The sequence below is a fragment of the Pseudarthrobacter sp. NIBRBAC000502770 genome (genome assembly GCF_006517815.1).
In the GTDB taxonomy this organism is placed as follows: Bacteria; Actinomycetota; Actinomycetes; order Actinomycetales; family Micrococcaceae; genus Arthrobacter; species Arthrobacter niigatensis.
Genome location: NZ_CP041198.1, coordinates 2555738 through 2570521, shown reverse-complemented (window position 1 = coordinate 2570521; position 14784 = coordinate 2555738). Strand labels below are relative to the sequence as shown.

17 protein-coding genes are annotated in these 14784 nt (G+C 64.4%); 9 read left to right on the top strand and 8 right to left on the bottom strand.

Features of this window, described 5'->3' with window-relative positions; all coding sequences use genetic code 11:
• The first annotated feature begins 7 nt into the window (after window positions 1-7).
• The 8 genes from NIBR502770_RS12315 (at window position 8) to NIBR502770_RS12280 (ending at window position 5250) form a co-directional block, all read left to right on the top strand.
• Window positions 8-940 carry a P1 family peptidase gene (locus tag NIBR502770_RS12315; protein WP_141182124.1) on the top strand — a complete coding sequence of 311 codons (933 nt, stop codon included), beginning with the start codon at window positions 8-10 and terminating at the stop codon, window positions 938-940.
• Between the two features lie 171 nt (window positions 941-1111).
• The gene (gene infA / locus NIBR502770_RS12310; protein WP_009358723.1) at window positions 1112-1333 is read left to right on the top strand and encodes a translation initiation factor IF-1; all 222 of its coding nucleotides are present in this window, start codon (window positions 1112-1114) and stop codon (window positions 1331-1333) included.
• 71 nt (window positions 1334-1404) lie between these two features.
• Window positions 1405-1518: a 50S ribosomal protein L36 gene (rpmJ, locus tag NIBR502770_RS12305; protein WP_009358722.1), complete on the top strand. Its 114-nt coding sequence runs from the start codon at window positions 1405-1407 to the stop codon at window positions 1516-1518.
• A gap of 184 nt (window positions 1519-1702) precedes the next feature.
• The gene (rpsM, locus tag NIBR502770_RS12300) at window positions 1703-2077 is read left to right on the top strand and encodes a 30S ribosomal protein S13 (protein ID WP_003803743.1); all 375 of its coding nucleotides are present in this window, start codon (window positions 1703-1705) and stop codon (window positions 2075-2077) included.
• 54 nt (window positions 2078-2131) lie between these two features.
• Window positions 2132-2533, top strand: a complete 402-nt coding sequence (gene rpsK, locus NIBR502770_RS12295) for a 30S ribosomal protein S11 (RefSeq protein WP_018760435.1) — start codon at window positions 2132-2134, stop codon at window positions 2531-2533.
• A gap of 130 nt (window positions 2534-2663) precedes the next feature.
• On the top strand, window positions 2664-3674 hold the full coding sequence (locus NIBR502770_RS12290) for a DNA-directed RNA polymerase subunit alpha (protein WP_013601812.1): 1011 nt from the start codon (window positions 2664-2666) through the stop codon (window positions 3672-3674).
• A gap of 68 nt (window positions 3675-3742) precedes the next feature.
• Window positions 3743-4324 (top strand): 50S ribosomal protein L17, encoded by a 582-nt coding sequence (rplQ, locus tag NIBR502770_RS12285; RefSeq protein WP_141182123.1) that lies wholly within the window; start codon window positions 3743-3745, stop codon window positions 4322-4324.
• Between the two features lie 32 nt (window positions 4325-4356).
• On the top strand, window positions 4357-5250 hold the full coding sequence (locus NIBR502770_RS12280) for a tRNA pseudouridine(38-40) synthase TruA (RefSeq protein ID WP_141182122.1): 894 nt from the start codon (window positions 4357-4359) through the stop codon (window positions 5248-5250).
• A gap of 12 nt (window positions 5251-5262) precedes the next feature.
• Here the strand turns inward: NIBR502770_RS12280 and NIBR502770_RS12275 are convergent, their stop codons facing one another.
• Window positions 5263-6924: a cell wall metabolism sensor histidine kinase WalK gene (locus NIBR502770_RS12275; RefSeq protein WP_141182121.1), complete on the bottom strand. Its 1662-nt coding sequence runs from the start codon at window positions 6922-6924 to the stop codon at window positions 5263-5265.
• Window positions 6925-7175: 251 nt separating this feature from the next.
• On the opposite strand from NIBR502770_RS12275, the gene NIBR502770_RS12270 reads away from it, so the two are divergent.
• Entirely contained in the window at window positions 7176-7958 is a 783-nt protein-coding gene (locus tag NIBR502770_RS12270; RefSeq protein ID WP_141182120.1) for a response regulator transcription factor, read from the top strand.
• A 3-nt stretch (window positions 7959-7961) separates the two neighbouring features.
• On the opposite strand, the gene NIBR502770_RS12265 is transcribed toward NIBR502770_RS12270, so the two are convergent.
• The 7 genes from NIBR502770_RS12265 to NIBR502770_RS12235 all read right to left on the bottom strand — a co-directional run bounded on the left by NIBR502770_RS12265 (window position 7962) and on the right by NIBR502770_RS12235 (window position 14747).
• Entirely contained in the window at window positions 7962-8444 is a 483-nt protein-coding gene (locus NIBR502770_RS12265; protein WP_141182119.1) for an Hpt domain-containing protein, read from the bottom strand.
• A 94-nt stretch (window positions 8445-8538) separates the two neighbouring features.
• Complete coding sequence (locus tag NIBR502770_RS12260; RefSeq protein WP_141182118.1) at window positions 8539-9423, bottom strand: type II secretion system F family protein; 885 nt, start codon at window positions 9421-9423, stop codon at window positions 8539-8541.
• A gap of 7 nt (window positions 9424-9430) precedes the next feature.
• Entirely contained in the window at window positions 9431-10363 is a 933-nt protein-coding gene (locus tag NIBR502770_RS12255) for a type II secretion system F family protein (RefSeq protein WP_141182117.1), read from the bottom strand.
• A gap of 10 nt (window positions 10364-10373) precedes the next feature.
• Complete coding sequence (locus NIBR502770_RS12250) at window positions 10374-11858, bottom strand: CpaF family protein (RefSeq protein WP_141182116.1); 1485 nt, start codon at window positions 11856-11858, stop codon at window positions 10374-10376.
• Complete coding sequence (locus NIBR502770_RS12245; protein WP_141182115.1) at window positions 11858-13051, bottom strand: AAA family ATPase; 1194 nt, start codon at window positions 13049-13051, stop codon at window positions 11858-11860. The genes NIBR502770_RS12250 and NIBR502770_RS12245 overlap by 1 nt, the downstream gene beginning before the upstream one ends.
• Complete coding sequence (locus NIBR502770_RS12240) at window positions 13048-13803, bottom strand: Flp pilus assembly protein CpaB (RefSeq protein ID WP_246857261.1); 756 nt, start codon at window positions 13801-13803, stop codon at window positions 13048-13050. Before NIBR502770_RS12240 ends, NIBR502770_RS12245 begins: the two co-directional genes overlap by 4 nt.
• A 26-nt stretch (window positions 13804-13829) precedes the next feature.
• Window positions 13830-14747 carry a pilus assembly protein TadG-related protein gene (locus tag NIBR502770_RS12235; RefSeq protein WP_246857260.1) on the bottom strand — a complete coding sequence of 306 codons (918 nt, stop codon included), beginning with the start codon at window positions 14745-14747 and terminating at the stop codon, window positions 13830-13832.
• Window positions 14748-14784: the final 37 nt, after the last annotated feature.

Genomic DNA, 14784 nt, shown 5'->3' with positions numbered 1-14784 from the left:
TAGGGGAATGGGAACCCTTACCGATGTCCCGGGCATCCGCGTGGGCCACGTCCAAAAGAACACCGACGGCTGGCTGACGGGCGTCACCGTGGTCCTGCCACCCCCGGGTACGGTGGGCTCGGTTGACGTCCAGGGCGGCGGCCCGGCCACCCACGAAACAGACGCCCTCGATCCCACTACCTTGGTCCGCACAGTGGACGCCGTCGTTCTCACCGGCGGCAGTGCCTATGGCCTGGCCTCTGCCACCGGTGCCCAGCGCTGGTGCGAGGAAAACGGCCGCGGCTTCGCCGTCCCCGGGGGAGTGGTGCCCATTGTCCCCGCCGCCGCCATCTTCGACCTGGGCAGGGGCGGGAACTTCTCCGCACGGCCGACGCCGGAGATGGGCTACGCGGCAACGGCCGCCGCAGCAGCACAAGGGGAAGGGCACGACGTCGGACGCGGCAATACCGGTGCCGGAGCCGGCGCCCTTATCGGCAGGGGGCAGTACAAAGGGGGAGTTGGCACGGCGTCCGTCACGCTGGAGAACGGGGTTGTAGTCGGCGCGCTGGCCGTAGTCAACGCACTTGGGCTCCCGTTTGGCGCGCCCGTCCAGCCGGCGCAGCCCGCACACGGTGCCCCGCTCAATACCACTCTTGTCGTCGTGGCTACCAATGCCGTACTTGATGGGGCCGAATGTAAACGTACGGCCGCTGCATCCCATGCGGGGATTGCCCGGGCCTTGATTCCGAGCCATACCCTGGCTGACGGGGATACCGTTTTTTGCCTGGCAACCGGCGCCGTCGCACTCGACCGCTCCGACGAAGCTGCCCGGCAGGACAGCCTCATCACGCTCCAAAGCGCGGCAGCCGACGTCGTCCGTTTGGCGATCCTTGACGGCGTGGCCGCAGCAGATCCCGTGGCCACCCCGGCCGGTGAATATGGTGCGTACCGCACCGCGTAGGCTACTATGGCCGATTTAACTTTTACCGGCCAACAGGGTAGTGTTGTTTGTTGGTTGTCTGGACTGCCACGCCCTTTTGGGCCTGGAGGCGGCAATCGATCCAACAAAAACGTTCGTGGTCATGCCCGGTGCTATCCGGCGGGGCTGCGGCAACAACAGTTAGCGGAGGGTATGGCCAAGAAGGACGGGGTCATTGAGATCGAAGGCGTTGTGACCGAGGCGCTGCCTAACGCGATGTTTCGCGTTGAGCTCACCAACAAGCACATCGTTCTGGCACACATCTCTGGAAAGATGCGTCAGCACTACATCCGAATCCTCCCTGAGGACCGCGTAGTGGTGGAGCTGAGCCCGTACGACCTCACCCGTGGTCGTATCGTCTACCGCTACAAGTAAATTGCTGGGCTGCGGCAGTGCAAGCTGACCGTTGCTCCAGTTGACCAAACTGCTACACGCAAAGGAATGCCATGAAGGTCAAGCCGAGCGTCAAGCAGATCTGCGAAAAGTGCAAAGTGATCCGCCGTAATGGCCGGGTCATGGTGATCTGCGAGAACCCGCGCCACAAGCAGCGCCAGGGCTAATTTCCTTCCCTGAAGGAAATCCTGGGTTGCTAACCCACGCAAGTAAATAAAGGCAGCACAAGCTGATCTGGAACATTGAGCTCGAAAGAGTCCGGACAGCTAACCCCCGGTCGGAGGCTGGGGCCGCACGGAACGTGCGGGTGTACTGCCTACGACCTCCGGTTTATCAAGGAGTACTGCCACTATGGCTCGTCTCGCTGGCGTAGACATTCCCCGCGAAAAGCGGCTGGAAATTGCGCTTACTTACATCTACGGCGTGGGCAAGACCCGTGCACACGAAACCCTGGCTGCCACTGGCATCAGCGCTGACGTCCGCGTCAAGGACCTGACTGATGCCCAGCTGGTTGAGCTGCGTGACTACATTGAAGGCAACTACAAGGTTGAGGGTGACCTTCGCCGCGAAGTAGCAGCAGATATCCGCCGCAAGGTTGAGATCGGCAGCTACGAAGGCCTGCGCCACCGCAAGGGCCTGCCCGTACGCGGTCAGCGTACGAAGACCAACGCACGTACCCGCAAGGGCCCGAAGCGTACCGTCGCCGGCAAGAAGAAGGCCCGTTAAAATTCCCGCCCGGGATTTACGGACTTTCCCCAATAACTTTCTGTAGGAGAAAAAATGCCCCCGAAGACTCGTGGCGCGGTTCGCAAGCCGCGTAAGAAGGACAAGAAGAATATCGCGCTTGGCCAGGCGCACATCAAGAGCACCTTTAACAACACCATCGTTTCCATCACGGATCCGAGCGGCGCTGTTATTTCCTGGGCTTCCTCCGGTGAGGTTGGCTTCAAGGGCTCGCGCAAGTCCACCCCGTTCGCTGCCCAGATGGCTGCCGAAGCCGCTGCCAAGCGTGCGCAGGAGCACGGCATGCGCAAGGTAGACGTTTTCGTCAAGGGACCGGGTTCCGGACGCGAAACCGCCATCCGTTCGCTGCAGGCCGCAGGCCTTGAGGTTGGCTCCATCCAGGACGTCACCCCCGCAGCGCACAACGGCTGCCGCCCGCCGAAGCGCCGCCGCGTCTAATTCTTTTCCGCAGCAGGAGCTTGCCCGGACCAGTGATGGTCCGGGCAAGCCCAGCGCGTTAAGTCTTCAGACCGAATTTCCACCACCTGTGTTGCGTCATATAGCGGATGCTCGCCGAAAGGAAACCTAAGTGCTCATTGCACAGCGCCCCACCCTCTCCGAAGAGGTCGTCTCCGAAAACCGTTCGCGTTTCATCATCGAACCGCTGGAACCGGGCTTCGGCTACACCCTCGGAAACTCCCTCCGCCGTACCCTGCTCTCCTCCATCCCCGGTGCTGCCGTAACCAGCATCCGGATCGATGGTGTGCTGCACGAGTTCACCACGGTTCCGGGTGTCAAGGAAGATGTCACCGAGATCATCCTTAACATCAAGAGCCTCTCGGTTTCCTCCGAGCACGACGAGCCTGTCGTGGCTTACCTGCGCAAGCAGGGCCCCGGAGTCGTCACCGCCGCGGACATCGCTCCGCCGGCCGGCGTCGAATTCCACAACCCGGATCTGCACATCGCCACGCTGAACTCGAAGGGCAAGTTCGAACTCGAACTGACCATCGAGCGCGGCCGCGGCTACGTTTCGGCAGCTCAGAACAAGTCCGGCGACGCAGAGATCGGCCGTATCCCGGTTGACTCCATCTACTCGCCGGTGCTGAAGGTTACTTTCCGCGTGGAAGCAACCCGTGTTGAGCAGCGCACCGACTTCGACAAGCTGATTGTCGACGTCGAGACCAAGCAGGCCATCGCCCCGCGCGATGCCGTTGCTTCCGCAGGCACCACCCTGGTGGAACTGTTCGGTCTGGCCCGTGAGCTGAACACCGCAGCTGAAGGTATCGAGATCGGCCCGTCGCCCACCGACGCTGCGCTGGCAGCCGACATGGCACTGCCGATCGAGGATCTGGACCTCACCGTCCGTTCCTACAACTGCCTCAAGCGTGAGGGCATCCACACCGTGGGTGAACTCGTTGCCCGCTCCGAGGCTGACCTGATGGACATCCGCAACTTCGGTGCCAAGTCCATTGACGAGGTCAAGGCAAAGCTGGTTGAACTGGGCCTGTCCCTCAAGGACTCGCCTCCCGGTTTTGACCTCGCAGCACGCGCCGCAGCAATCGAAGAGGACGACGCCGCTTTCGGCGACGACGAACTCTAAACCAGACCTTGGCCGGCGGGCAGCACCATGGTGTGCCGCCCACGGCTTCCACATGAGGAGAAACAATTATGCCTACCCCCACTAAGGGTCCGCGCCTCGGCGGCGGCCCGGCTCACGAGCGTCTCATGCTCGCGAACCTGGCCTCATCCCTGTTCGAGCACAAGCGGATCACCACCACGGTGACCAAGGCCAAGCGCCTGAAGCCGTACGCAGAGCGCCTGGTGACGTTCGCCAAGCGTGGCGACCTCGCTTCCCGCCGCCGCGTGCTCGGCCTGATCAGCAACAAGGGCGTCGTCCACGAGCTGTTCACCGACATCGCCCAGGCTGTGGAGAACCGCGACGGCGGCTACACCCGCATCACCAAGATCGGCAACCGCAAGGGCGACAACGCTCCCATGGCTGTCATCGAACTGGTCCTCGAGCCGGTTTCCGCGAAGCAGGCCGTAGTTGCTGAGGCTACTTCCGCTGCAAAGCGCGACGCCGACAAGAAGGAAGCTGCTGCTGCCCCCGCTGCAGAAGAAGCTCCCGAGGCCGAGGTCGTCGAGACCGAAGCTGCTGAGGCTCCTGCCGAAGAAGCTGCAACCGAAGAGGCACCCGCCGCTGAGGAAGCTGCCGAGGCTCCCGCCGCTGAGGAGAAGGACGCGAAGTAATTCGCTGATTCTCTTCGCATAGACTTAGGTCTGTGAACCACCAAAAACCCGCGGCCCCCGTTCCAGGGGGCGGCGGGTTTTTGCGTATCCGGCTTGACCTTTCGTACGACGGCGGCCCGTTCAGCGGGTGGGCGCTGCAGCCCGGCCTGCGCACTGTCCAGGGCGTTCTCGAGGAAGCCATCGAGCTGCTGGTCCGGCGCCAGGTGCGGGTCACAGTTGCCGGGCGGACCGACGCCGGCGTGCACGCCCGCGGCCAGGTAGTCCACCTGGACCTCACCGAAGCCGAGTGGCTGGGGCTGCCGCGCGGGCACGAACTTGATCCCGCCGTCGCCATGCTGCGCCGCCTCCGCGGTGCCCTGAACCGGTCCCTGGGTGATCTGCACGGGGCGGTGGAGGTCCACAAAATCTCGCCGGCACCCGCGGGCTTCGACGCACGCTTTTCCGCGCTCTGGCGGCGCTACAGCTACCGGATAGCCGACGGGCCCGCCCTGTGGGACCCGCTGGAGCGGTACTTCACGCTGTGGCACAAGAACCCGCTGGACGAGGACCTGCTGAACCAGGGTGCATCACAGCTGCTGGGCCTGCAGAATTTCATGTCTTTCTGCAAGCCCCGCGAAGGAGCCACCACCATCAGGGAACTACAGCGCTTTGAGTTCCGGCGCGGCGAGGACGGCGTCATTGTGGCCACCGTCCAGGCGGACGCGTTCTGCCACAACATGGTGCGGGCCCTCATCGGCTCGGCACTGTACGTGGGGGAAGGCATTGAAGAACCGGGCTGGCTGCACGAGCGTCTGCTGCTGCAGAAGCGGGACGCCAAGTCGGTCCTCGCGGCCCCCCATCCGCTGGTGCTGGAGGAAGTGGCCTACCCCTCGGACAGCGAAATGCTGGCCCGCGCCGAACAGACCAGGGCCGTCCGCGAGCACTGATCCGGGTCGTTGCTAAAACGACGGCGGAGGACCCTCTGCGGGGAGCGTCACCGTGAACGTGCTGCCCTGGCCTTCCCCGCTCTCGCACATGATGCTGCCGCCGTGGCGCTCCACGATCATCCGGGTAATGGAGAGGCCCAGGCCTGCACCCGGGATGGCCGCCTTTTGCGCCGATTCGGTCCGGAAGAAGCGGTTGAAGACTTTGGCGGCGTCGTCGTCGGAGATGCCCATCCCGGTGTCGCTGACGCTCAGCCGCACCCACTGCGGATCCGTCGTCGCGCTAATGCTGATCCTTCCGCCGTCCGGTGAGTACTTGATGGCGTTCGAGACCAGGTTGTCCAGCACTTGCCCGATCCTCAGCGGGTCCGCGTAGGCCCACAACGGTGAGGGGACGTCGGCTGCGATCTCCACATGGGACCGCTGCGCCGAGGCCAGGGCCGAACTGAGGCTGGTCTCCACCAGGCTGGCGAGGTCTGTCCGCTTGGGGTGGACGTTCAGGGCGGTGGTGGCGGTGAGGTCGGCCACCAGCTCCAGGAGCCGCTCAGCATTCCGCTGGACCACCAGGAGCCGCTGGGCCAGGTGCGGTGGCAGGCTGTCCGCCTCTTCCAGGACCAGGTCCACGTTGCCAATGATGGAGTTCAAGGGGTTCTTGAACTCGTGCGAGACGTTGGAGATAAGGTCCTGGTTGGCGGCCAGGGATTCCACCCAGCCCGTGACGTCGGTGTAGACCACAACGGCTCCTGTGAGCCTGCCGTCCTCGCTGACCAATGGACGCGCCGCCGTGGATACTGCGCGCTGATCCGGGCCTTCACCGGCCCACACGAGGTAGTCGGCGAAGGATTCCCCCGCCATGGCGCGGCTGATGGGCCGGCGGTCAGGCGGAAGCAGCGTCCGCCGGTCCTGGCCGAAGATGAGCTGGTGCCCCTGGCCCGGGATGGCGTCGTCAGCGCCCGTGGCGCGGCGGAAGTTGCGCTGGCGGCTGTTGGACACCAGGAAGTGGCCGGAACTGTCGACGGCGGCAATTCCGACGTCGGTGGCGTCCAGGACGGTTTCAAGCAGCTTCTCCCGTTCCCGGCTTGCCGCCAGCAGGTTCCGGAGCTCACGGTCCTTCTCTGCCAGCTCGCGCTGCTGCAGGCGCAGGTTCACGCTCGCGAAGCGGATCGCCAGGGAAACGGCGAGCATCATCACGGGGAAGAGCACCACCGTGGTGAGGTCTGATGCGGTGACGGCGGGAAGATGGCCAATCGCTGTGGGAGCCATGATGAAGAACGGCCCCAGGAAGCTGAGGACCAGGCTGGTGCGGGCCAGCATGCCGGATGCGGAGAGCCAGATGACCGGGAAGACCGCCAGGACGGCCAGCCCCGGCAAGAGCGGTGCCGCACCGTTGCGCATAAGGCCAATCGCCAGGAAGTCCAGGACGGGGACCAGCAGGTACGGCCTGTGCGGCAGGCGTTCCCAGGGAACCAGGAAGCACGCCAGGAACAGGAGTCCGTGCAGGGCCACGCCGGCCCCGTACCAGGGACTTCCCAACAAGGATGGCCACGCGGAGGGCGTGATCAGTGCGATGACGGCCACCACCACGGTCAGGGGAAGCTGGCACAGCACCACTTGGGCGCGTGGTCCCAGCCGCCGGAAGATGCGGCCGGGCCCGCGGTGGAACAATGGCTCAGCCATGTTTCTGACTCGTACCCCTTCACAACTGGATGGCAGGCCCCGCGGGGTCTTTCTATTGCTTTCCCTACCCCGCTTCTTACCCTTTCCGCTCCATACTGCACACGTCTTGTCATAATAATTGACTTTTCAATTTTCGGGGCGAATTCAGCTGTGATCAGCAGGGCTTACTAGTAGCGTATAAATGGTTGGAGCGGGAATGGCATTGGCGCTGGGCCAATGGGGGGCCATCTCCGCCTGGCGCAGGGATAGCAATGGACGATCTTGGTGTAGCTGTAGTAATCGAAGATGACGCGGATGTACGGAACCTCCTGGAAGGCGTACTGACACAAGCGGGCTTCGAAGTGCATACAGCTGTTGATGGGCGGGCCGGGGTTGAGGTGGTCCGCAGCAAGCAGGCCAACGTTGTTACGCTCGATATTGGCCTGCCGGATATTGACGGCTTCGAGGTTTTGCGGCGAATCCGGAATTTCAGTAACGCGTACGTGGTGATGCTGACGGGACGGACGGAAGAACCGGACCTCCTGTCGGCTCTGAATGCCGGCGCGGACGACTACATTGCCAAACCCTTCAGGCCGCGGGAACTCCGGGCCAGGGTGGCGGCAATGATGCGCAGGCCCCGGCACGAGGTCGCGGGGGAGCAGCCGTCCCCGTCGCACTGGGGACAGGCCGCGGCCCCTGCCGTACACGCCGACCCGGCGGTGCTGCAGCACAACGGCCTCCTCCTGAACCACCGGACACGCACGGTGGAGGTCAAGGGTGAGCCGCTGGGACTGACCCGCAGTGAATTCGACCTGCTGCACGTCCTGCTCAAGGGCGGCGGTGCCGTGTGCACCAGGGCTGACCTGGTGCGCGCCGTACGGGGCGACTTCTATGACCACGACACGTACATCAGCGAGGCGGATGAGCGGGCCGTGGAGGTGCATGTGGGAAACCTGCGGCGCAAGCTCAAGGAGGACCAGCTGTCTCCGCGCTGGCTGCAGACCGTCCGCGGGGTAGGCTACCGGCTCGCACCGCGCAGGCCCGATGACGCCTGAGCGTCAGCCCTTTTCCAGGATGTAGGTCGACTGGAGCTCGGACACCGTCCGGGCTCCATCCTGGGCCACCCCCGCCATCATGGCCTGGCCCTGGAGAAAGTCGCCCTTCCGGATGAGGCCTTCGAGGACTTCGGCGAGCCTGGCCAGCCGGACACCGCCCACCATGGCAGAGCTGATCTTCAGGCTGATGACGGCATCCAGGGCAGCGGCCTCGTCCTGGGTGTCCACGGCTGTTCCCAGCCGCGCCAGGCGCAGGTCCCACATGGCGGCGTAGTCGCGGGCGAAACGCTGGGCCAGTCCTGAACCGGCCAGTTCGTCCTCGAGTTCGGCCAGCACGGCTGCGTCAATCAACGGCAAGAGCGCAGCCGCTTCGAGTGAGAGGGCCGTGCGTGCCGCCGGCCCGGGAGCGGCAGGCAACGGGACCCCGGCCAGCGGGGAGTCCACAGCGGGGCTCTTTCCGCTGGAACCGGGATCCTGACTCTGCATTGTTCAAGGCTACTTCCTGGAAATCCTTCGGCGTCCAATTTCTTATCATTCTGTGTAAACCTTGAGGCAACCTTGCCGTCGCCCTGCGTATCGATTATTGTCCGCTGAACGTCATCACCGTATTGATCACGGCCGGTCCCAGGATGGCGATGAAGAGGACCGGGAAGATGAAGAACAACAGCGGGAAAAGGATCATGACCGGCAGTTTCATGGCTTTTTCCTCGGCCCGCTGGCGCCGCTTGACGCGCATTACCTTCGCCTGGACACGCAGGACCCGGCTGATGGCGATGCCGTACGTGTCGGCCTGGACCACTGCCTGCACGAAGCTGCGCAGCTCAGGGATGCTGGTCCGTTCCGCCAGGGCGATGTAGGACTCACGGCGGCTGCGTCCCACCTGCATGTCCTGGAGGGTGCGGACCAGTTCCTCGGCCAGCGGGCCCTTGCCGTTCTCGCCGGCGCGGGCCATGGCGCCTTCGAAGCCGAGCCCTGCCTCCACGGAGATCAGCATCTGGTCCAGCGTGTTGGCCAGTTCAAGCTGCATGGCCTTCTGCCGCTCCTGGCCTTTGCTGTAGAGGAGGAGGTCCGGGATGAAGTAGCCAAGGACCAGGACGAAGATGCCGGCGAGCTTCATCAACGGGCTGCTTCCGATGCCCGCGAGCCAGAGGCCCACCGCCACGCCCGCCAGGCCGAGGGCGAGCTTGGACCCCAGCACCTTTCCCAGCGGCATTGAGGCGGGCCGGCCGGCGAGGGACAGCAGCCGGTCCAGGAAAGCCACGTAGGCCGGGGGAGTGACGCGCCGGCCGATGCCTTCCAGCAGGCTCGGCGTGGATGCAGGTGCAACTGCGGCGGGCGGGGCGCCACGGGAGAGGAGGTCGGTAACCGCGACGCGGCCCTGCTTGTCCACGGTCAGGACGGACCAGGCCATGGCACCCAGGGGGATGCAGACCAGCAGGACGGACAGCAGGACGATGAGGTTCATGGGGTCCTCAGAACTTCAGGTCGATAATCTTGCGCATCCACAGCGCACCGATGGTCATCAGGACAAAGGAGGCACCGATCATCACCCAGCCCAGCGGATGGGTGAACATCGCGTTCATGTAGTTGGGGCTCACGGCCAGCAGCATGGCCACAATGCCGAACGGCATGGCGATCAGGATGTAGGCGGAGAACTTGCCTTCCGCGGCCAAGGCCTTGATGTGGCCCTTGATCTCTGCGCGCTCGCGGATGGTTTCGTTGACCTGGTCCAGCACCTCGGCCAAATTGCCGCCCACCTCGCGGTTGATCTGGATGGCCTGCGAGATCCACACGAAGTCCTCGTTCTTCATCCGGTCGGCGGTGTCGTTGAGGGCGGCGAGCAGGTCGCGGCCAAGGCTGGTCTCGGTGATCACCCGCCGCATTTCCTCGGAGGTGGGCTTCTGCGACTCGGTCGCCGCGGCGTCGATGGCGCGCAGGATGCTGTGCCCTGCGCGCAGGCCGCCGGAGAGCAGCTGCAGGGTGTCGCCCAGCTGGCTGTCGAAGGCGGTGCGGCGCTTGCCGGCCAGGAACCCGAGGACCAGTTTGCCCACGAAGGGTGCCAGCAGGGCCAGCAGCAGTCCCATGACGGGGCCAACAGTGACCAGGCCCACCAGCATGCCGACGCAGGCGCCGATCCCCACCAGGAGGAAGAACTCGGCCTGGCTGAGCCGCAGGCCTGCGTTCTCCAGTTCGGCCCGGGCAAAGGGCTTGACGTTCCGGCCGGCGAGGAGGCGTTCGAAGGACCTGACTGCGGACAAGGCCACGCGGGTCAGCGAGGATGGCGGCTCGGGTTCAAACGGGCGACGGCGGTCCAGCGGCACCGAGGGTGCGCTTGGCAGGAGCACGGCCACGCCCAGCAGGCAGATGGCTGCGAGGAGGATAACGCTACCGATGGCGATGATCATGGGCCCGTCCCTACTTTGAGCCCGGACCCAGCGGCGTCGCAAACACCGCGGGTGACACGTGGATGCCCAGGTCCTCGAACCGGTCGATGAAGCGGGGACGGATGCCGGTGGCTACGGGCCGGCCCAGGAACCGGCCCTGCGCGTCAACGCCTGCCGAGTAGTCAAAGATGAAGGCGTCCTGGAGGGTGACGATGTCCCCTTCCATGCCCTGGACCTCCGTGACGTGGGTGATCCGGCGGGAGCCGTCGCGGAGCCGGGAGATCTGGACGATGAGGTTCACGGCGGAGGCGATCTGTTCGCGGATGGCGCGCAGCGGCAGGTCCATCCCGGCCATGAGCACCAGGGTTTCCAGGCGGGCCACGGCATCGCGGGGCGAGTTGGAGTGCACGGTGGAGAGGGAGCCGTCGTGGCCGGTGTTCATGGCCTGGAGCATGTCCAGCGATTCACCGCCGCGGACCTCGCCCACCACGATCCGGTCCGGGCGCATACGGAGGGAGTTGCGGAGGAGCTCGCGGATGGTGACTTCGCCCTTCCCCTCGGTGTTCGGAGGGCGGCTTTCCAGCCGGACCACATGTTCCTGCTGGATCTGCAGTTCCACGGCGTCCTCGATGGTGACGATGCGTTCGTCGTGCGGCAGGAAGGAGGACAGGACGTTCAGCAGTGTGGTCTTGCCCGTGCCGGTACCGCCGGAGACGATGATGTTCAGCTTGGCCTTGACGCAGGCGTTCAGCAGCTCGGCCATTTCCGGCGTGAGCGTTCCGAAGTCGATGAGGTTGCGGACGGTCAGCGGGGTTTTGCTGAACTTTCGGATGGTCAGCGACGAGCCGCCGACGGCCAGCGGCGGAATGACCGCGTTTACACGGGAACCGTCCTCCAGGCGGGCATCCACCAGCGGGGAGGACTCATCGATGCGGCGGCCTACCTTGGACACGATCCGTTCGATGACCTTGCGCAGGTGCTCCTCGGAGCTGAAGCGCGACTCGGTGAGCGTCAGCTTGCCTTTGCGTTCCACATAGATCTGGTCCATGCGGTTGACCATGATTTCGGTGACGGCGGGATCGTCCAGGAGGCGCTGGAGCGGGCCGTAGCCCAGCACGTCGTCGGCAACGTCCTGGACCAGGCGGGTGCGTTCCTCCGGGGTCAGCGGCACCTGCTCGGCGTCGACGATGCGGGTGAGTTCTTCCTTGGCGGTGCTCCGCAGTTCCCGTTCACTTACGGCTGCGTCGTTGAAGCGCGTCCCCATCCGTTCGAACAGTGCGGTGGCCGCCCTGTCCTTCATGGCTGCGAAGACATCCACCCGGGGTGCCGTGGGCACCAAGGAGGTGCCGGCGTCGTGCGTTGAATGCACGACGGCGCCGTGCGCCGGCTGGTGCCGCTCCGTGCTTTCCGAGGGGGAAGGCGAAGGCGCGGGGGCCGGGCGGGGCGGCTCCAGCAGCGCGGTGCCCGACGCCTGGTTGCGCGACTGGACCGCGTTGATGCGTTCGGAGAGTTTCATCAGATGACCACCCTTCGGTGAAGTTTCCGCTGGGCCTGCGTGCGCCATGCCGGGTTGAAGCGCTCCACCAGCTGGCGGAGGCTCTTGACGGCGGGGTCCTTCTTGGATTCCTGAAGGACGGGGATGCCGCGGTTGGTGGACAGGGCCACGGCGCGGGAGCGGGGCACGCTGACGTCCACGGGCGCGCCGATGGTGGATTCGACATCCCTGACGTTCAGGCCGGATTTCGCGTCGGCCATGTTCAGGACCACGTGGCGGGATTCGGGCATGATGTCCAGTTGGCGCAGGACCTCAAGGCCGGAGCGGAGGCCGCGGAGGCTGGGGATGTCCATGGCGCTGACCCAGACCACGTCGGTGCACTGTTCCATGGCGGCGAGGCCGATTTCGGGCATCCCGGGCGCGGTGTCGATGACCACATACTGGAATTCCTGGGCCAGCTGTTCCAGCAGGTGGCCGATTTGTTCCGGGGTGATGTGGTCCGCGTCCACGGGGTTGGGCGGGGCGCACAGGGCGTAGATGCCTGCCGGGTGGACCGTGAGGAAGGCCTTCAGGACCAGGGAGTCCTGGGCGGCGGCAGGGGAGACAGCGTCAGTGACGGTGTGCTGCGGATTGAGGTAGAGGCCGGAGGCGACGTCCCCGAACTGCAGGTCAAGGTCCACGATGACCACGCTCATGGGCGCGATCTGGCCAAGGCCGATGGCAATGTTGGTGGCCAGCGTGGTCTTGCCGACGCCGCCCTTGGGGGAGAAGACGCCGATGACCAGGCCGCTGCCGCTCTCCGCCTGCTGTGCCTCCGGGCCGCGGTGGCGCGTGGCGAAGGACTGGCAGGCGCGCTCCAGCAGCACCCTGATTTCCGCGGCGTCGGCCTGCGGGCTCAGGATGTCGCGGATGCCGGCGCGCATGGCGTAGAGGAGGTAGTCGGGGTCCACGTCGCTGACCAGGACCAGGCTGAGGCCAGGCAGCTGGACGTCGAATACCTTGGCGAACCGCAGCGCCTCTTCATAAGAAACGTCCGGTCCGATGATGAGGACCTCGGGCTGTTCCTGGTTGAGGAGGGCGAACAGCTCCGCGGGACCTGCGGGGAGGATGTCGCTGGCGATGGTCTGGACGGTGCCGCGCAGGCCGTTGGCGACGGCGGCGCGCAGCTTCTGGTCGAAGTCGCCGTTGGGGGAGAGGAGGACGAAGCGGCTCATTTGTACACGTTGTCCTTCCTGGCGATGAAGCCGCCGTTGTCCTGCGCGTCGAGGGGTTCCTTGGTGAGCCAGAGGTCACCGTTGTTCGAGGAGTAGATGATCTTGGTGGCGTCGATGTCGTTGACCGCCACTGTGACCATGAGTGAACCTTCAGGAAGGGTGGTGTCCTGCGGATTGGTACCGTCCGTGGGCTTGGCGCTTGGTGTTGCCTGCGGAGCGCGCTGGACGGCGGTGACCAGTGCCTTGCGGATAGTGAGCTGGGTGGTGGGGTCGCCTGCTTTGGCCTTGTCTGCCCCCGCCGCGAAGATCAGGGCAATGCCCACGTGATCACCGGCGTTGAGTCGTCCGCCGACCACGCGCTTGGGTTCCAGTTCGAAAGTCACTTCCTGGAGGCCTGCCGGGATCTGGACTGCGCCCTGGGCCTTGACGTCACCGGGGGCTACCAGGCGTTCGGCGAGGAGCTGCTCGCCAGGGACCAGGTCCACGGCGGCCACTTTGCCGGCGGAGTCATCGAGGTTTTTGAGGGCCGTTTTGGCAACAGCAGTGCCCGGTAGTTGCTGCTGGGACACAGATGCCCTGACGATTTCAAGTGATGATCCGGCGGGAACGGCCTTGGTTACCACCAGGACATTTGTTGGATTCATGTCAGCCACCGCTCTCTGGTCAGCGCCTTGGGCGTAGGTGACGATAAGGATCGCTCCGATGATGGCCAGCACTACTGCTGCTACACCGGCCAACATACGAGACTTCACTGACTGCTCCTGGATCTTGGTTCTTGCTAGGGGGTGAGGCGCACGATGGAAGCCCCGAAGTTTGGGACGTTGCCAAGTTCAAAGGCCTGGGACAAGGTCACGAACTTCACGAAGTAGCCGCGGAGCGTCTTGTTTTGGACATTGCCGCCGGTGGACCAGCTGAAATTTGAAAAGTGATAACCGGTGACGTGGAAGGCGGCAAAACCCTTCACGTAATACTGGCCGGTTGAACCGGTCCCGGTCGCAGCGTCATACACAGGCAAAAGAACGGTCTGGTCTTGCACCTTGGTGAAATCGGCTGTTTGGCATCCAGTGGGAGCGCTGGCTCCCGGGTCAACCGGGAACCAAATACCTGACATGGTGGATGTCCCGGCTGTGGCTGTGACGGTACAGGTTTTGGGGTCTGTCGGAAGCCAGCCAAATCCGCCAGGAAGAGTGTCACCACAGCTTCTCGCCTGTTGGTCCAGTACCTGTTCGGCACCCACTGAACCATCAAGGGGAATGTTGAGCTTGCAATAGGCCACCGCCAAAGGCAGGATGGCGGGACCTTTAGAAGGCGTCCCCCATGCCGCGGTCGAGGTGGCGTTGACCTCAGCAGATTTGATGCCGAAAATTTTGGCGAAGAACAATGAAACCTGGTTGGGTGCGTGGCCAGCCTCCTGGGCACCAACCGTTACTGTGACGGGTCCATTCGATGATCCCAAGGCTATGGACTTGATGTTGCTGATGCCATCATTTGCGTTCCCGTTGGCAAGGGTTGAAGCCAACGGCGCCGAAGTGGAGCAGTTTGAATCCTTGGCATTTTTGGCGCATTTTTGGGCAATCGCGAGCGCAGCTGCATCCGCCCCATTTCGAAGCTGCGTTCGCTCCGCGTAGAGCATGCTGACATCCACTGCGATGGCCGCGAAGCCCAGGAGCACGACAAGGGAGATGGCGACGAGCACGCTTACAGCCCCCTGTTCAGGACTGGCCTGGGTGTTT